Annotated in this window: 16 protein-coding genes; 8 read left to right on the top strand and 8 right to left on the bottom strand. The window is 66.1% G+C overall.

The features are described 5' to 3' along the window. Positions 1-78: 78 nt before the first annotated feature. Positions 79-834, bottom strand: coding sequence for a hypothetical protein (locus FHS31_RS06685; protein ID WP_167072613.1), 756 nt, complete (start codon positions 832-834; stop codon positions 79-81). A gap of 2 nt (positions 835-836) precedes the next feature. Beyond that, positions 837-1316 (bottom strand): hypothetical protein, encoded by a 480-nt coding sequence (locus FHS31_RS06680; RefSeq protein WP_167072612.1) that lies wholly within the window; start codon positions 1314-1316, stop codon positions 837-839. 187 nt (positions 1317-1503) lie between these two features. Between FHS31_RS06680 and FHS31_RS06675 the strand changes: the two genes are divergently transcribed. Continuing rightward, complete coding sequence (locus tag FHS31_RS06675; RefSeq protein ID WP_167072611.1) at positions 1504-2895, top strand: exopolysaccharide biosynthesis polyprenyl glycosylphosphotransferase; 1392 nt, start codon at positions 1504-1506, stop codon at positions 2893-2895. A 3-nt stretch (positions 2896-2898) separates the two neighbouring features. Here FHS31_RS06675 and FHS31_RS06670 read toward each other — a convergent pair whose 3' ends face one another. From FHS31_RS06670 to FHS31_RS06645, 6 genes are all read right to left on the bottom strand, one after another. Further along, a complete protein-coding gene (locus tag FHS31_RS06670) occupies positions 2899-3195 on the bottom strand; it encodes a HigA family addiction module antitoxin (RefSeq protein ID WP_167072610.1) in 297 nt (98 codons plus the stop codon). Then, positions 3185-3478 (bottom strand): type II toxin-antitoxin system RelE/ParE family toxin, encoded by a 294-nt coding sequence (locus FHS31_RS06665; RefSeq protein WP_167072609.1) that lies wholly within the window; start codon positions 3476-3478, stop codon positions 3185-3187. Before FHS31_RS06665 ends, FHS31_RS06670 begins: the two co-directional genes overlap by 11 nt. A gap of 37 nt (positions 3479-3515) precedes the next feature. After that, complete coding sequence (locus FHS31_RS06660; protein WP_167072608.1) at positions 3516-4253, bottom strand: WecB/TagA/CpsF family glycosyltransferase; 738 nt, start codon at positions 4251-4253, stop codon at positions 3516-3518. 120 nt (positions 4254-4373) lie between these two features. Further along, positions 4374-5084, bottom strand: coding sequence for a DsbA family protein (locus FHS31_RS06655; RefSeq protein WP_243843323.1), 711 nt, complete (start codon positions 5082-5084; stop codon positions 4374-4376). Between the two features lie 10 nt (positions 5085-5094). Then, positions 5095-6468 carry a M48 family metalloprotease gene (locus FHS31_RS06650; protein ID WP_167072606.1) on the bottom strand — a complete coding sequence of 458 codons (1374 nt, stop codon included), beginning with the start codon at positions 6466-6468 and terminating at the stop codon, positions 5095-5097. 163 nt (positions 6469-6631) lie between these two features. Next, a complete protein-coding gene (locus FHS31_RS06645) occupies positions 6632-9262 on the bottom strand; it encodes an Rne/Rng family ribonuclease (RefSeq protein WP_208408609.1) in 2631 nt (876 codons plus the stop codon). Positions 9263-9679: 417 nt separating this feature from the next. On the opposite strand from FHS31_RS06645, the gene FHS31_RS06640 reads away from it, so the two are divergent. The 7 genes from FHS31_RS06640 (at position 9680) to FHS31_RS06610 (ending at position 16501) form a co-directional block, all read left to right on the top strand. Then, complete coding sequence (locus FHS31_RS06640; RefSeq protein ID WP_167072605.1) at positions 9680-9967, top strand: type II toxin-antitoxin system RelE/ParE family toxin; 288 nt, start codon at positions 9680-9682, stop codon at positions 9965-9967. 18 nt (positions 9968-9985) lie between these two features. Continuing rightward, complete coding sequence (locus FHS31_RS06635) at positions 9986-10270, top strand: HigA family addiction module antitoxin (protein ID WP_243843322.1); 285 nt, start codon at positions 9986-9988, stop codon at positions 10268-10270. 43 nt (positions 10271-10313) lie between these two features. Further along, positions 10314-11171, top strand: a complete 858-nt coding sequence (locus tag FHS31_RS06630; protein WP_341786305.1) for an N-acetylmuramoyl-L-alanine amidase family protein — start codon at positions 10314-10316, stop codon at positions 11169-11171. Further along, positions 11168-11920 carry a class I SAM-dependent methyltransferase gene (locus FHS31_RS06625; RefSeq protein WP_167072603.1) on the top strand — a complete coding sequence of 251 codons (753 nt, stop codon included), beginning with the start codon at positions 11168-11170 and terminating at the stop codon, positions 11918-11920. Before FHS31_RS06630 ends, FHS31_RS06625 begins: the two co-directional genes overlap by 4 nt. 112 nt (positions 11921-12032) lie before the next feature. Continuing rightward, entirely contained in the window at positions 12033-14489 is a 2457-nt protein-coding gene (locus tag FHS31_RS06620) for a penicillin-binding protein 1A (protein WP_167072602.1), read from the top strand. A gap of 108 nt (positions 14490-14597) precedes the next feature. Then, positions 14598-15725: a peptide chain release factor 2 gene (gene prfB, locus FHS31_RS06615; protein WP_167072601.1), complete on the top strand. Its 1128-nt coding sequence runs from the start codon at positions 14598-14600 to the stop codon at positions 15723-15725. Further along, a complete protein-coding gene (locus tag FHS31_RS06610; RefSeq protein WP_167072600.1) occupies positions 15722-16501 on the top strand; it encodes a class I SAM-dependent methyltransferase in 780 nt (259 codons plus the stop codon). Before prfB ends, FHS31_RS06610 begins: the two co-directional genes overlap by 4 nt. Positions 16502-16758 lie beyond the last annotated feature (257 nt).

Below are 16758 nucleotides of genomic sequence, written 5' to 3'. Positions count from 1 at the left end.
GCTCACCATTAGGCGCGGCGCCGGTTGATAGCCCCCTCCGTCAGCCTTACGGCCGCCACCTCCCCGTGCCGGGGAGGATCATTCGCTCGCAGTTGGCAAAACCAACGTCTTCTCCTCCACCCCCCGCCGGAAGCGCACGCGATCGGCGCTGATCTCGACCAGCTTCCACCCTTCCACTGTCTCGCCCACCGCCACCGTGCGCGTGCTGCCGTTGGCCAGCCGCAGCATCGCCTGCGGATCGACCGCGATGCGGCCGACGATGCCGATCAGCTCGGCCGGGAAGCCGCCGTGGACCTTCGCCGATGTGGCGGGAGCGAAGAGGCCGGTCGGTGGTGACAAAGCAGCGCCCGGCGCGGCCACGGCGATCGCATTCGGCGATGGCGCGGGCTTGCCCGATTGCCAGAAGGCGACGGCGCGGCCTTCGAGGCGCAGGCCTTCAGGCACGGGGGTAAGCGTCCAGCGGCTGAGCCGCGCGGTCGGGAGGCCGGCCTCGATCGCGGTTGCGAAGCGCAGCACCGCAGCCTCTCCGCCGGTCACGACCAGCTCACTCGCGACGCTGTGACCCTGGACGCCCGCGCCGACGATTCCCGTCGCCAGCCGCACACCCAGCGCCGCGGCGCGATCGCCGAGCAATTTGATCAGCGCCCGCTCCGCCGCGCCACGGTCCGCCGCCGGGATCGCCACACCCTCCGCCGCCACGACCGAAGTCGGCCGCGCTGCCGCGACGGCAATCGCGCGCTCGGTCCGCGCCGATCGCAGCCCGCGCACATTCTCGAACGCCGCGAAGCCGAGCAGCGGCAGAAACAGCAGCCCGATCGCCTGGCCGGCGCGCATCGTCAGCGCGTCCGCCGGAAGGTGACGCGGATCGCGCCGCCTTCGCCGATATTCTGGCCGCGCTCCTGAAAGGCGGCGAACCAGGGATCGGCGCGCAGCGTCTGGCGTAGCGCATCGGGATCGGCGCTGTCGATCGCGATGATCAGCGCGCCCGCCTCGTCCCGCGCCGCCGAGGCGAGCCTGGTCTCCGGGGGCAGATGCGCGGCCACCGCCGCCAGTTCGTCGCCCAGCGGCGGATCCGCGAACAGTCCTGCCGCGCGCCGATCGGCATCGCGCATCGCGGCGCGCGCCGCCACCACCTCACCCAGCGCCACCGCCTGCCGCCGCGCCTGCCGCCCCAGCAGCCCGGTGACGATCGCCACCAGCGCCAGCACGGCAAGCAAGGCCGCGCCGATAGCGCGCAGCGCCACACCGCGCGGGAGGTGCAGCCGCTGGATCAGGCTCGGCAGCGGCTCGCCCGGCGGTGATTCCTTCTCGCCCATCGCGCCGTGCGCTGCCGCGAATCGCCGCCGCTGGCAACCGCGCGATACGTTGACACCGCCGCGGCTGCGTGCTGTCGCTTTACCGACGCGCGGTTCCTGGGGGGTTTATGGATGTGCCGCAGGCGGGTTCCTGTAATATCTTGCACTTGCTACATATTCGTCAGCCAAATTGGCGTAGAGCGAAGTGATGCACGGCAGTACGACCGATCCAGAGAGAGAGCGGGGGGACCGCAACCGCGTGAACCCCGCGCAGCTGCAAACGCTGCGCATCCGCCTGTGCTTCATGATCCTGGTGGTCGATTGCCTGGCGATCTTCGGTGGCTGCCTGCTCGGCAATTATATCCGCTTTCACGATCCGCTCTCACCGGTGGGGATCAATCTCTTCGCCGCCGTGCTGCCGCTGTACGTAGGTATCGCGATCAACAGCGACGCTTATTCCAGCGAGATCTTGTCGGACGTCCAGACCGGCCTCTCCCGCGCGATCCTGGCCTATGTGTTCGCGGTGTTCGCGGTCTTCTTCCTCGCTTTCTACATGAAGGTGGGCGCGGACATGTCGCGGATGACGTCCGGCGTGGCGATCGCGGCCACCTTTCTGACGCTGGCCGCGGCGCGTTACCTCTGCTTCGCCTATATCAAATTGCGCACGGGAATGCGGCTCGTCTACGATCTGATGATCTGTGACGAGGTGGCGTGCGATGCACCGCCGCACATGCATGTGCTGGATACGGTGCGCGACAAGCTGAGGCCCGACACCGGCGATCCGCACATGCTCAACCGGCTGGCCAAGCGGCTGCGCGGCGTCGATCGCGTCGTGATCGCCTGCCCGCCCGAGCGGCGCTACATCTGGTCGGTGCTGCTCAAGGGTTCGAGCGTCAACGGCTACATCCTGGCGGACGAACTCGACAAGCTCAGCCCAATCGGCATCGGCAGCATGAGCGGCCGGCATACGCTCGCCGTCTCGGTCGCGCCGCTCGATATGGGCCGCCGCGCCGCCAAGCGCATCCTCGATCTGGCGATCACCATCCCGGCGCTGGTCTTCCTGTCGCCGGTGCTGCTGGCGGTGGCGATCGCGATCAAGCTTGATAGCCGGGGGCCGGTGTTCTTCCTTCAGCCGCGCGTCGGCCGCGGCAACCGGCTGTTCCTGGTCTACAAATTCCGATCGATGCGCAGCGACCGCACCGATAAGAGCGGCAACAAATCGGTCTCCAAGCATGACGACCGCGTCACCCGTATCGGTCGCTTCATCCGCGCGACCAGCATCGACGAGCTGCCCCAGCTGTTCAACATCCTGCGCGGTGACATGAGCCTGGTCGGGCCCCGCCCGCATGCGCTGGGCTCATTGGCGGGCGACGAGCTCTTCTGGGAAGTGGACGAGCGCTATTGGGTGCGCCACGCGCTCAAGCCCGGCCTCACCGGCCTGGCGCAGGTGCGCGGCTACCGCGGCGAGACCAAGGAGCGCAAGGATCTGGCCGATCGGCTCAACGCCGATCTCGAATATCTCAGCGGCTGGACGATCTGGCGCGACATATCGATCCTGGCGGGGACGCTTCGCGTGATCGTGCACAAGAATGCCTATTGAGCGTCAGGCGGCGAGCGGCCGGACGTGGATGTCCTTTTCGTGGGCGCGCGCCAGCTTGAGATCGTAGCTCGCCTGCATCTGGATCAGGGTTTCTGCACTCAACCCGAACAGTTTTTCAAAACGAATCGCCATATCGGGCGAGACGCCTGACCTCTGGTTGAGCAGGCTGCTAAGCGCCTGGCGCGTTACGCCCAGCTTATCCGCCGCGCCGCTGACAGTGAGCCCATGCGGCTCGATCAGCTCCGTGCGCAGCCAATCGCCCGGATGGAGACTGTGCGAGGCGTGCATCTTAAGCACCATGATAATCCTCCAGGTCCATATCCTCGATGCCGAGATCCTCGGTGACCCGAAAGGTCATGCGCCAGTTTCTGGTTACGGTCAGCGACCAGGTGCCAGCGCGGTTTCCCTTCAATTCGTGCGCATCATAGTTCGGCGGCACCTTGAGATCGGCGATGGTTTGAACGGCATCGAGAAACGCGAACATGCGGCTCAACCGAGGCGCGAGCTGCGCGTCCAAGCCCTTGCGGTTGCCGGTCAGGTAGAAACGCTCGAGAGCTTTGTGCCGGATGCCTTCAACCCTCACCCGACATCAGATAGGCTACCTCCTGTAAGGTGTCAAGTTACACTTTCCGATGCCAGCGCCAGACCAGCAGCGCGATCCGCGGGCCTTCCACCAGATAGCGCCGCCATAGCCGCCGGGGCTCGCTGGCGAGGCGGTGGAGCCATTCGAGGCTCAGGCGGCGCATCCAGAGCGGCGCGCGGGCTTTGCGGCCGGTGACGAATTCGATAGAGGCGCCGATGCACAGGCCGGTGCCGATCGCCCGCCCAAGCGCGACGATCGCCTGGGCGAGCAACTCCTGCTGGGGGGAGCCGATCGCGAGGAAGGTGTAGCGGGCGCGGGCGTCCGCGACGAAGGCGGCGGCCTCGGCCATCGCGGCGGGGTTGGTGAGCAGGCCCATCGGCGGTTGGTGGTGCAGCCATTGCTGCTGCGGCCAGCGGGCGCGGAGATCGGCGAGCATCGCGGCGTCGCCGCCGATCACGCAGAGGCGGTCGCCGGGGGTAAGGCCGCGGTCGAGTAGCTGGGCAGTGATGTCGCTGCCGGCCGCGATCTTGAGCTTTACGCCGCGTAAGGCTGCGAGCTTGGCGAGGATGCGGCTGTCGCACAGGCACAGCGCGGCGGCGCGATAGGCGGACCAGACCGGATCGTCGGCACTGCGTTGCGTGATGCGGACGACGTGATCGACGTTGGGGGTGATGATGTAGGCAAAGGGTGCGTCGGCGGGGCGGGCGGCGAGCCAGGCGACGGCTTCCTCGGTATCGAGCGGATCGTAATCGAGGCCGAGGAATTCGGTGCGCATATCGCATCCTTATCCCCAGTATCCTCCTCCGTCATGCCGGACGTGTTCCGGCATCCACGCATCCACAAGCGCCGAAGCCAACGGTGGGGTGGACCCCGGAACAAGTCCGGGGTGACGACGCTAGGATTTCCGCGCTGTGTCGACGGCTTTCTTGAGCGCATCGTAACCCACCGCACCGCTCATGATCTGATCGCCGATCACGAAGGTCGGGGTCCCGTCCACGCCGAGCCGTGCGGCGAGCTTCATGTTGGCGGTGAGTTCGGCATCGACATCGGCGCCCTTGCCCTGTTCGGCGAGGTGGGCGGGATCGACGCCGCTGGCCTTGGCAACGCGCGCGATCGTGGCATCGTCGGGACGGCCCGAGGAGGCGAACATGCCGCGGTGGAAGGCGAGATAATGGCCTTGCTTGGCGACGACCAAAGCCGCCCGCGCCGCGACCACGCTCTGCGGCCCCAGCACTGGGATCTCACGCCACACCACCTTGAGATCGGGCGTCTCCGCCAGCAGCCGATCGATATCGCCCGCGCTCGCCTTGCAGAAGCCGCAGCTATAATCGCTGAACATCACCAGCGTGACCCGGGGGTGCGGATTGCCCGCCCAGGCACCGGCGAACGGCGTCTCGATCGCCGAACGATCGAGCGCGATGGCATCGGCAGCGCGCTTGTTCTGCAGCTTGCCGATCGCCTCGGGAATGATCTCGGGATGGGCGAGGATATAATCGTGGACGATCGCCTCGATCGCGGCGCGGTTCTGCGGCTCGGCGCCCATCGCGCGCGATCCCGCCACGCCCATCACCAGCCCCGCCGCGCCGGCGAGGAGGAGAGTCACCATTTTTGCCATATCAGTGCCGGCCTTTCCGTTGCCGCTTGGCTTCGTCCGCCGCGGTCAGCGCGATATCCTGTGCGCGCAGCCAATCGGGGCTGCCCGTGGGCAGACCGCGCATCGCCATCTCCGCGCTGGACGCCGCCTGCCCGGGCTTGCCGTTGAGACTCAATTGTTCGGCGGTGGCGAGCTGGGCGCGCGGCTCGTCCCCCATCCGCGAATAGACCAGGCCGAGATTGTACCAGGCATCGGGGTTCTCGATATCGCGCTGCACCGTCACCTTGAGCACGCGCGTCGCCTCGGCGAGATTGGCGGGATCGTCGGTGGCGACGAGCGCGTGGCCCAGGGTCGCGCCGATGAGCGGCGCGTTGCCCGAATTAGCTACCGCCTCGCGCAGCGCCGGGATCGCTTCGCGCGGGTGCCCCGCCTCCAGCAGCACCTGGCCCTTGAGTTCGAGATAATAAGGATCGTGGGGAGAGGTGGCGACGAGCTTGGCGATCTCCAGTTCGGCCTGATCGGGATAACCGCTGCGGTGCCAGGCATAAGCGCGCGCGTAGAGCGCCGCCGGGCTCTGATTGCTGTTGGGATATTTGTTGAGCACGATCTTGGGATCGTCGAGATAGCCGACCAGCTTGCCCTTGATCCGCAGGAAACGCGCCTGCAGCGCGGGATCGAGCGGCGTATTCCAGTAGGGCGATTTCTCGAGGCTATCGCGCAGCACCTGCTCGCGATCCTCGGACATCGGGTGATCGACTTCGTAGCTGTCGATCTTGGTGTAGCTGGGGGTCAGCCGATATTCCTCGCGCTTCAGCTTGGTGAAGAAGCTGACCATGCCCTTGCCCGTGGTGTGGGCATCGTTGAGGTGGCGCACCGCGGAGGCATCGGCGGAGCCTTCCTGCTGGCGGCTATAGGCGAGGAACTTGCCCTCCGCCGCGCTCTGCCCGGCCATCATCGCCGCCATGCCCGCCTCCGGAGCGCCCGCCGCGATCGCCGCCGCGCCGAGCAGCAGCGTGAGCAAGCTGATCCGCATCGCGCCCGTCACCGCGCCATCGGAGCGCACCGCATCACCGCCCTCGATATGGCCGAGTTCGTGCGCGATCACGCCCTGCAGCTCATTGTAATTGTCGGCCGATTCGATCGTGCCGGAGTTGATGTAGATCGCCTGGCCCTGGGCGACGAAGGCGTTGATGCTGCCGTCGCCGATCAGATAGAGTTTGAGCGCGCCCGGCTGCAGCCCCGCCGATTTGGCCAGCGGCTCCGAAATATCGCTGAGGAATTTCTCGGTCTCGGCATCGCGCAGCACCGATTGGGCGAGGATCGGCTCGGCGACCAGCACCACCGCCATCGCGCTTATGCAGAGCAAGCGGAGACGGCGGGCGAGGCTGGGCTTCATAGCCCGAATTTCGCGCAGGGGCGCTGAATGGCGGGTGAAGACAGTGATTCAGATTGCACCGTGCTCCGGCGCAGGCCGAAGCCCAGGGCCACAAGCGATGCCGCCGATGATCCTGGACTCCGGCCTTCGCCGGAGTACGGGGAATTCCACGTCACCGGTGCGCTTAGGCCCCGAAGGTCCGCTGCCACCAGCCGCGGCGCGGACTGCCTGACTCGCCTTCGTCCTCGGCTCCAGCCTCCTCGGCGGGGGCTTCCTGCGACGGGGTCTGTTCGACCAATGCTTCCACCGCGGGCGCGGCCTGGGCAGCGGCCTTACGGCCCCGACGGCGCGGCGCGGGGGCCTCAGCGGCAGGCTCGGGCTCAGGCGCTTCGGCGATCGGTGCGGCCTCGGCGACGGGCGTTTCCACCGCTGCCTCGACCGGCACTTCCGCCGCCTTACGGCCGCGGCGCTTGCGCACCGGCGCTTCGGGCTCCGCCGGAGCTTCGGCCTCAACGACAGGCGCCTCGACAACTTCCACGGGCGCTAGGGCCACGGCATCGCCCTTGCGAGCGCGCGGACGGCGGCGCGCCTTGGGCGCTTCCTCGGCGACGGGCTCAGCCTCGACGGGCGCTTCCGCTTCGACCGGCTCAACCGCTTCGAGCAGTTCGGCGGCGAGCGCCTCACCCTCGGGCGCGCCCTCACGATCACGGCGGCGTCCGCCACGGCGACCCCGACGACCGCGACGGCGGCGGCCTTCGCCTTCACCGCCCTCGCCGGACGCTTCATGCGTCTCGGCCGTGTCATCACCGTCCTCGGCGTCGACCGGCGCGACGGCTTCGCTCTCACCCGCTTCGGACACGGACTCGGCCGCACCTTCGCCCTGCTCGCGGCCACCGCCACGACGGCGGCGGCGGCGGCCACGGCCACGGCCACGACCACTCTCGCGATCGCCACGCTCCGAGCGCTCGCCATCTTCTTCGGAGCCGCCCTCGAACACCTCCTCATCATCGACCTCGTCGATGATGTCGTCATCGGCTTCGCGGGCCACCTGCGGCGGCAGCTTGGGCGCATGGCTGGGCGGCGGACCGCCGCTCTCCACCGTCATGCGCGCGCCCTCGGGCGTGCCATCGGTGACGATCTCGATCAGGACGCCGTAGCGATCCTCGATATCGCCAAGCTCGACGCGCTTGCGATTGAGCACATAGAGCGCCGCTTCCTGGCTGGCGCGCAGACGGATCTGGCTGCCACGGCCGCGCGCGGCCTCCTCTTCCAGCAGGCGCAGCGCGTGCAGGCCCGAGGACGACGCGGTGCGGATGAAGCCCGAGCCTTCGCAATGCGGGCAGATGCGGGTCGAGGCTTCGAGCACGCCGGTGCGCAGCCGCTGGCGGCTCATCTCGAACAGGCCGAAGGGCGAGATGCGGCCGACCTGTATACGCGCGCGATCGTTCTTGAGCGCTTCCTTCATTGCCCGCTCAACCTTGCGGTTGTTGCCGTGCGACTCCATGTCGATGAAGTCGATCACGACGAGGCCGGCCATATCGCGCAGGCGGAGCTGGCGGGCGATCTCGTGCGCGGCTTCCAGATTGGTCATCAGCGCGGTCTGTTCGATATTATGCTCGCGGGTCGAACGGCCCGAGTTGATGTCGATCGAGACCAGAGCCTCGGTCGGGTTGATCACCAGATAGCCGCCGGATTTGAGCTGGACGACCGGCTGGTACATCGCCGCGAGCTGATCCTCGACCCCGTAGCGCTGGAACAAGGGCACCGCATCCGAATAGGGCGCGATCTTCTTGGCGTGGCTGGGCATGAGCAGCTTCATGAAGCTGCGCGCGGCATGATAGCCGTCCTCGCCCTCGATGATCACCTCATCGATATCCTTGTTGTAGATATCGCGGATCGCGCGCTTGATCAGATCGCTGTCGCGGTAGATTTCGGCGGGGGCATCGGATTTGAGCGTATTCTCGCGGATCTCATCCCAGAGGCGCGCGAGATAATCGAAATCGCGCGCGATCTCCTGCCGCGTACGTTGCAGGCCGGCGGTGCGCACGATGCAGCCCATCGTCTTGGGCAGATCGAGATCGGCCATGATCGACTTTAAGCGCTTGCGATCACCCGCATTGCTGATCTTGCGGCTGATGCCGCCGCCGTGGCTGGTGTTGGGCATCAGCACGCAATAACGGCCGGCGAGGCTGAGATAGGTGGTCAGCGCCGCGCCTTTGTTGCCGCGCTCTTCCTTGACGACCTGAACGAGCAGCACCTGACGGCGGCGGATCACGTCCTGAATCTTGTAGCGGCGGCGCAGGTTCATCCGCCGCTGACGGAGCGATTCGGCGGTGTGATCGTCGGACCGCGTCGAGGTCGGCTTGGGCGCGGGGCGATCGTCGCCCTCCTCGCCCTCTTCATAATCCTCGGCAGCGTCGAGCGTTTCGCGCGCGCCATCGTCATCGAGGCGTTCGATCGATTCGACGTCGTCGTCGCCGTCGTCATCTTCGTCTTCGCGGGCGCGCAGCGCTTCCTCTTCGGCGGCATGCTCGGCCTCTTCGCGGAGCAGCGCCTCACGATCCTCCTTGGGGATCTGATAATAATCGGGGTGGATTTCGCTGAAAGCGAGAAAGCCGTGGCGATTGCCGCCGTAATCGATGAACGCCGCCTGAAGCGACGGTTCGACCCGCGTGACCTTGGCTAGATAGATATTCCCCTTGAGCTGCTTATGCTCTTCGGATTCGAAATCAAACTCCTCGACACGGTTTCCCTTGACGACGGCCACGCGGGTTTCTTCCCGGTGGCGCGCGTCGATCAACATACGCATGGACATTCAATGGTCTCCGGGCGCCGGCGCGCGCTTGTCCGCGGCGCCGTGCGCGATGGGACGGCGGGGTCTGATGTCGAGCCGTTTTCTCCGGCTCGCGGCCCGAGCCGTCGATTGTGGTGGTGGATACTGCCTTGGCGGCACGGCCACCCGGCAAGCCGAAGCTTCCGGAAACGCCCTCAACCCGGCGATCGCACGCTTGCGCGGCGGAATCGGGCTGGAGGGAAAAATGGCACATGCGGCTTCAACCTGGAAAATGCCGGCCGCCTGTGAAGCGCCGGCGTTCCCGGCAAAAAGACCGGGACATTCAGGAGGTAGCATCGCACGGGGATTGCGGCAAGAGATGACCCGGGCGCCCGCTGGATCGACACAGCAGCCGCAAGTGTAAATTGACACTTTACAGAAATATGCTAAGGACGGTTCGTGGAAATCGGAAGCTTCGCGCACAAGGGCTTGAAGAGGCTTTACGAAGAAGATGATGCCGCGAAGGTCGATGCTGCCGCTGCCGATAAGCTACGGCTGATGTTGGCCTTCCTTCAGGACATGGCGACGACGGTGGAACTGAAGATGCCACCCAAGTGGAAAGCGCATCAGCTCACGGGGGATCGCAAGGGCCATTGGAGTTTGTTCGTGACGAAGAACTGGCGGCTGACTTTCCGCGAAGATGCCGAAGGCGTGCTGCACGACCTCGACCTTGAGGATTATCATTAGGAGATTGTGATGCCCCGCATGAAGACTCCGCCGCATCCGGGCCGTTTCATCCGGTCCGAGATCGTCGAGGGCCATGATCTGACCATCGCCACCGCTGCCAAAGCGCTGGGCGTGACCCGTCAGGCGCTCAACAATCTGTGCAACGGCGCTGCGGCGATGACGCCCGACATGGCGCTGCGGCTCGAAAAGGCGTTCGGCATCAGCATGGAGACAGTGCTGCGGATGCAGCTCAGCTACGATATCGCGCAGGTGCGGCAGCGCGCCGACACCATCGATATCGCGCCCTTCGTGGCGGCGGCGTGAACCTCTCTTGCGGGCATTCCGCAGCCCGCTAAGAACAGCAGCCGTGCGCGGCCCGCTTATCGTCCTGATCCTGGCGCTCCTCGCCGAGCCCGCGCTCGCCAAGGCGCCGCCGAACAAGGCGAGTGCGGCGATCCCGCCGCGCCCGTCCACGCTCGGCCTGCCCAAGGTGCAGGGCGCCAGGCGGGCCGATGCGCCGCTGATCGTGATCGATGCCGGGCATGGCGGGCATGATCCCGGCTCCTCCTCCGCCGATGGCGACACGCATGAAAAGGATATCGCGCTCGGCATCGCCAAGGTGGTGCGCGACGAATTGATCCAGAGCGGGCTGTTCCGCGTCGTGATGACGCGCAGCGACGATCATTTCCTAGTGCTGGCCGAACGGCGCGAGATTGCGCGGCGGCTGCATGCCGATCTCTTCATTTCGATCCATTGCGACAGCGCGCCCAGCCCTGCGGCGCGCGGCGCGAGCATCTATACGCTCTCCGACACCAGCTCGGACAAGGTCGCCGCCGCGCTCGCCGCACGCGAGAATAAGGCGGACGTGATCAACGGCATCGATTTGAGCCGCGAGACCAGCGACGTCTCGTCGATCCTGATCGATCTTGCGCAGCGCGAGACGATGAACGTCTCCTCCACCTTCGCCAACACGCTGCAGAAGGAAATGGCGCCGCTGATCGGCCTCAAGCCCACCTTCCACAAATTCGCCGGGCTGATGGTGCTGAAGGCGCCGGACGTGCCATCGGTGCTGCTCGAGACCGGCTATATTTCCAACGAAGATGATTTGGCACTTCTCACCTCGGACGACTATCGGGAGAAGATCGCCACCGCGGTACGCCGCGCCGCGACCACGCATTTCGCGCGACAGCTCGCCGCGCGGATCAAGGAGAAGGATGAGGAATGACCTATCGTAAGCTTCTCGCCGCCGCGCTGCTCGCCGCCACGCCGCTGGCCGCGCTCCACGCCGCGCCGCCCGCTTATATCACCGCCGCCGTCGCCGATACGACGCGCCCCGCCGACGATGTCGCGCTCGATGCCGAGCGCAAGCCCGCCGAGATGCTGGCGTTCGCGGGCGTGAAGCCTGGGATGACGGTCGTCGATATCGTGCCCGGCGGCGGCTATTTCACGCGGTTGTTCGCCGATGTCGTGGGGCCCAACGGCAAGGTCGTGGATTATGTGCCCGATGAGATGATCAACGGATCGAAGGATCCGGCCAAGGCGCTCGATCGGCTGACCAGCCTCGCCAAGATCAAGCCGAACATCATGCCCGTGCATGACAAATTGCTGGATCCCGCCCCGCCCGCGCAGAGCGATGTCGCCTGGACCTCGCAGAATTATCACGACCTGCACAATATTCCGGGCGCCGATCTGGTCGGCTTCAACAAGCAGATTTTCATCAATCTGAAGCCCGGCGGCGTTTACATCGTGCTCGATCATGCCGCCGCGGCAGGATCGGGCTTGCGCGACACCAACACGCTGCACCGCATCGATCCGGCGGTGGTGAAGCAGGAAGTGACCGCGGCGGGCTTCGTCTTCGTGGGCGAGAGCAAGGTGCTGGCCAACCCGGCCGACGATCATACGCTCAAGGTCTTCGATCCCACGCTTCGCCACCGGACGGACCAGTTCATCTACAAATTCCGCAAGCCGAAGTAAGCGCCGACCTTATGACCTCCCTCCGTACCCCGGCGCAGGCCGGGGCCCAGGATCACGAACGGAGCGCTTTATGGCTCTGGGCCCCGGCCTGCGCCGGGGTCCGGGGTAAATCATGAAGTTCGCGATCCCCGGCGGCGCGACGTTCCGCTCCTATTGGGCCGAGCGGCGGGTGCGGTGGACGGCCTATGTCTTCCTCCTGCTCGCCATCGCCTGGGCGGCTTTCTATTATTTCTTCATCGCCGGCCTGCCCTCGACCGACGCCTTGCTCACCTATGAGCCGCCGCTGCCGACCAACGTGCGATCGATCGACGGCACGCCGGTGTACAGCTTCGCGCGCGAGCGGCGCGTGCAGCTCAACTATGACGAATTTCCGCCGTTGCTCGTCCAAGCGTTCATATCGGCCGAGGACAAGAATTTCTTCACGCATCATGGCGTCGCGCCGCTCAAGTTCGGCAATGCGGTGATCGCCTATTTCACCCATTATGGCAGCGGTGAGCGCGCGCATGGCGGCTCCACGATCACCCAGCAGGTCGCCAAGAACCTGCTGCTCAACGCGGCCTATTCGCCGACCCGCAAGGTGCGCGAGGCGGTGCTGGCGATCCGGATCGAGAACAGCCTCAACAAGCAGCAGATCCTGGAGCTCTACCTCAACCAGATCTTCCTCGGGCGGAACGCTTATGGCGTGCAATCGGCGGCGCGGGCTTATTTCGGCAAGGATGTCGATCAGCTGACCGTGCCCGAGGCCGCCTATCTCGCCACGCTGCCGCGCGCGCCCTCCAACTATGATCCCGATCGCCACGCCGATCGCGCGCTCGATCGCCGCCGCTATGTGCTCAAGCAGATGCAGGCCAACGGCTATATCACCGCCGCGCAGGAGGCCGACGCCGATGCCACGCCGCTCGGCACCGTCCACCGCTCCGATGCCCGGCTGGAGCGCGAGCGCGCGTTCGAGGGCTATTATATGGAGGAGGTTCGCCGCGAGCTGATGGCACGCTACGGCGAGGCCGACGAGAACGGCCCGCACGGCGTCTATACCGGCGGCCTGTGGGTGCGCACCTCGCTCGATCCCAAGGTGCAGAAGGCGGCCGAGGATGCGCTGCGCGCCGGGCTGATCCGCTTCGAGGGCGGCGGATGGCGCGGGCGGGTCGGCGCGATCGACGCGGGCGACGGCTGGCCCGCGCGGCTGGCGGCGCTCGATCTGCGCACCGGCTATGCCGATTGGCGCGCGGCGGTGATCCTCAGCAAATCGCGCGGCGAGGCAGTGATCGGCTTCTCGGACGGCACACAGGGCACCTTGCCGGCAAGCGGCGCGGCGATGGCCAAGCGCAACGTCGGCGGCCATGCCTTCGATTTCCTGCGCACCGGCGACGTGATCATCGTCGGCAAGAATGGCAGCAACTGGTCGCTGCGGACGATCCCCGGCATTTCCGGCGGCTTCGTCGCAGAGAATCCGCACACTGGGCAGGTGCTGGCGATGCAGGGCGGCTTCGATGCGCGCGAGCCCTTCAACCGCGCCACCCAGGCGCTCCGCCAGCCGGGATCGGCGTTCAAGCCGATGGTCTATACCGCCGCGCTCGACAGCGGCCTGACCCCCGCCTCGATTCTCGATGACGAGCCCTTCTGCGTGTTCCAGACGCGCGAACTCGGCACCAAATGCTTCAAGAATTTCACCAACTCTTACGCCGGCCCGCAGACGATGCGCTGGGGCGTCGAGCAATCGCGCAACCTGATGACCGTCCGCGCCGCCTCCACCGCGGGCATGGACAAGGTGGTGGATTACGCCAAGCGCTTCGGCATCGGCACCTACCCACCCTATATCGCTTATTCACTGGGCGCGGGCGAGACGACCGTGCTGCGCATGGTCAACGCTTATTCGATGCTCGCCAACCAGGGCCGCAGCCTCAAGCCGACTCTGATCGATTATGTCCAGGATCGCCACGGCAAGGTGATCTGGCGCGCCGATACGCGGCCGTGCGAGGGTTGCAACGCCAAGGATTGGAACGGCGGCCCGATGCCGCGCCCGATCAGCCGCAGCACGCAGGTGATCGATGCGATGACCGCCTATCAGATGGTCCACATCATGGAGGGCGTCGTCCAGCGCGGCACGGCGGTGGTGCTGCGCAGCCTCAACCGGCCCTTGTTCGGCAAGACCGGGACCAACAGCGGGCCGACCAATGTGTGGTTTGTCGGCGGATCGCCCGATCTCGTCGGCGGCGTCTATATCGGTTACGATAGGCCGCGGCCGATGGGCGCTTATGCGCAGGGCGGCACGCTGGCCGCGCCGATCTTCCTGCAATTCGCGCAGGTGGCGATGAAGGATATGCCGGTGGTGCCGTTCAAGGTCGCGCCCGGCATCCGCATGGTGGCGATCGATCGCAGATCAGGCCGCAAGATCTTCGGCGTCTTCCCCAATGACGATGATCCCAAGCCCGCCGCGATCTGGGAAGCGTTCAAGCCCGAAAGCGAACCCCGCCGCGCGATCGGCAAGGAAGCCGTCACCCCCCTCGCCAAACCCAAGGCCGCGCAGAACGACAGCGATTTCTTGGCAAAGCAGGGCGGGATTTACTAACTAGCGAACGTACCCCGGCGAAGGCCGGGGTCCAGAGCCACAGGCGTCGCGCTCGCGATCCTGGGCCCCGGCCTTCGCCGGGGTATAAGTAAGATTGGAAACACGAATATGCGCGCCGAAGCGCAAGCCTTTGTCGATCAGATCGATGCCGCGATGGCCCTGGTCCGCCGTTTCCTCGATTGGGAGCGCGCGCTCCGGCGTCTCGACGAGCTCAACAACCGTGTCGAGGATCCCAAATTGTGGGACGATCCCAAGCAGGCGCAGGCGGTGATGCAGGAGCGCCGGCGGCTCGATGAATCGATCGCGGCGGTCAAGGCGATCGAGGCCGAGAAGGCCGATACGATCGAGCTGATGGAGATGGCCGAAGCCGAGGGCGACGACGCGCTGGTCGACGATGGCGTCAAGGCGCTGGCCGAACTCGCCGAGCGCGCCGACAAGGACAAGATCACCGCGCTGCTCGCCGGGGAGGCCGATGCCAACAACACCTATGTCGAGGTCAATTCGGGCGCGGGCGGCACCGAGAGCCAGGATTGGGCGGGGATGCTCCAGCGCATGTACACGCGCTGGGCGGAACGCCGCGGCATGAAGGTGGAGCTGATCGACTATCATTCGGGCGAACAGGCGGGGATCAAGTCCGCGACCCTGCTGCTCAAGGGTGAGAACGCCTATGGCTATGCCAAGACCGAGAGCGGCGTCCACCGCCTCGTCCGCATCAGCCCCTATGACAGCGCCGCGCGCCGCCACACCAGCTTCGCCAGCGTCTGGGTCTATCCCGAGATCGATGACAATATCGAGGTGACGTACAACGAGAGCGACCTGCGCATCGATACCTATCGCGCGTCCGGCGCCGGCGGCCAGCACATCAACACCACCGATTCGGCGGTGCGCATCACGCACATCCCCACCGGCATCGTCGTCCAGTGCCAGAACCAAAGATCACAGCACAAGAACAAGGCCGAGGCCTATAATCAGCTCCGCGCCCGCCTCTACGAACGCGAACTGGCGGAACGCGAGGCGGCGGCCAACGCCACCAACGCCACCAAGAGCGATATCGGCTGGGGCCACCAGATCCGATCCTATGTGCTCCAGCCCTATCAGCTGGTGAAGGATCTGCGCACCGGCGTTACCTCCACCGCGCCCGGCGACGTGCTCGACGGCGATCTCGACAAGTTCATGGCGGCGGCGCTGAGCCAGCGCGTGACCGGCGAGACGGTGGACGTGGAGGATGTGGAATGATTTCCCCGCTCGCCCTGAGCTTGTCGAAGGGCCGTTCTTCTTTCCCGCACCGAGAAGTAGAAGGACGGTGCTTCGACAAGCTCAGCACGAGCGGATTTGTTCTCGCTACCCTTCTCCTCGCCGGGTGCGGTCACGCCGAGACCGACCGCGACGCCGCGGGCTTCCCGCTGCCCGATCGGCCTGTCGCCTCGATCGTTTCGCCGCGCTGGTCGACCGAGCCGGAGCGCGATCTGGCGCATGAGGCCGATGCGGTGATCGCCGCCGCCGGGGTGAAGCCCGGCATGGCGGTCGCCGATATCGGTGCGGGCGAGGGCTATTATACGCTGCATCTCGCCAAGGCCGTGGGCGGCCGCGGCCAGGTGATCGCCGAGGATATCATGCCCGCTTATGTCACGGGGCTGCGGCAGCGCGTCGATCGGAGCAAGCTGGCCAATGTCAGCGTCAGCCTCGGCAAGCCGGACGACGCACAGTTGCCGCCGGCGAGCGCCGACCGCATCTTCCTGATCCACATGTATCATGAGATCGGCGATCCTTATGCGCTGATGGCGCGGCTGCGGCCCGCGCTCAGGCCCGGCGGCCGGATCATCATCGTCGACGCCAATCGCGAGACGGGTGCGCACGGCACGCCGCCGACGCTTCTGAAATGCGAGATGGCGGCGGTCGGCTATCGCCAGATCGGCTGGCGGGACATGCCCGCCGCGCGCGGCTATCTCGCGGCCTTCGTACCCGTCGGCGAACCGCCCCGTCCGGAAGCGATTACCGTCTGCAAGGCGTAGGCATCGCCTTCGATTGATCCTCCTCTGCAAGGGGAGGTGGCAGCCCGCAGGGCTGACGGAGGGGTGTCACCCTCTCGATAGCGGGACACCCCTCCACCAGCCTACGGCTGGTCCCCCTCCCCTTGCAGGGGCATTGTTCACTTTGTATTGCATTGATGAGGTGTCGATGGAAGAAGAGTGTGAGTGTGGCATCGAGCATATCGAGGGATTTGGAGTAGCGTTTTGAGCGCCGGTTGAAGCGGGCGAGATTGTCGCGG

This window comes from Sphingomonas vulcanisoli, assembly GCF_011761305.1.
Classification (GTDB): Bacteria; Pseudomonadota; Alphaproteobacteria; order Sphingomonadales; family Sphingomonadaceae; genus Sphingomonas_I; species Sphingomonas_I vulcanisoli.
The sequence above is the reverse complement of the archived record's forward strand: the minus strand, read 5'-3'. Positions and strand labels throughout refer to the sequence as shown.

Coding starts and splice junctions, on each gene's coding strand:
- FHS31_RS06685 (WP_167072613.1), bottom strand. CDS start 834: ATGCGCGCCGGCCAGGCGATCGGGCTGCTGTTTCTGCCGCTGCTCGGC.
- FHS31_RS06680 (WP_167072612.1), bottom strand. CDS start 1,316: ATGGGCGAGAAGGAATCACCGCCGGGCGAGCCGCTGCCGAGCCTGATC.
- FHS31_RS06675 (WP_167072611.1), top strand. CDS start 1,504: ATGCACGGCAGTACGACCGATCCAGAGAGAGAGCGGGGGGACCGCAAC.
- FHS31_RS06670 (WP_167072610.1), bottom strand. CDS start 3,195: ATGGTGCTTAAGATGCACGCCTCGCACAGTCTCCATCCGGGCGATTGG.
- FHS31_RS06660 (WP_167072608.1), bottom strand. CDS start 4,253: ATGCGCACCGAATTCCTCGGCCTCGATTACGATCCGCTCGATACCGAG.
- FHS31_RS06655 (WP_243843323.1), bottom strand. CDS start 5,084: ATGGTGACTCTCCTCCTCGCCGGCGCGGCGGGGCTGGTGATGGGCGTG.
- FHS31_RS06650 (WP_167072606.1), bottom strand. CDS start 6,468: ATGAAGCCCAGCCTCGCCCGCCGTCTCCGCTTGCTCTGCATAAGCGCG.
- FHS31_RS06645 (WP_208408609.1), bottom strand. CDS start 9,262: ATGTCCATGCGTATGTTGATCGACGCGCGCCACCGGGAAGAAACCCGC.
- FHS31_RS06635 (WP_243843322.1), top strand. CDS start 9,986: ATGAAGACTCCGCCGCATCCGGGCCGTTTCATCCGGTCCGAGATCGTC.
- FHS31_RS06625 (WP_167072603.1), top strand. CDS start 11,168: ATGACCTATCGTAAGCTTCTCGCCGCCGCGCTGCTCGCCGCCACGCCG.
- FHS31_RS06620 (WP_167072602.1), top strand. CDS start 12,033: ATGAAGTTCGCGATCCCCGGCGGCGCGACGTTCCGCTCCTATTGGGCC.
- prfB (WP_167072601.1), top strand. CDS start 14,598: ATGCGCGCCGAAGCGCAAGCCTTTGTCGATCAGATCGATGCCGCGATG.
- FHS31_RS06610 (WP_167072600.1), top strand. CDS start 15,722: ATGATTTCCCCGCTCGCCCTGAGCTTGTCGAAGGGCCGTTCTTCTTTC.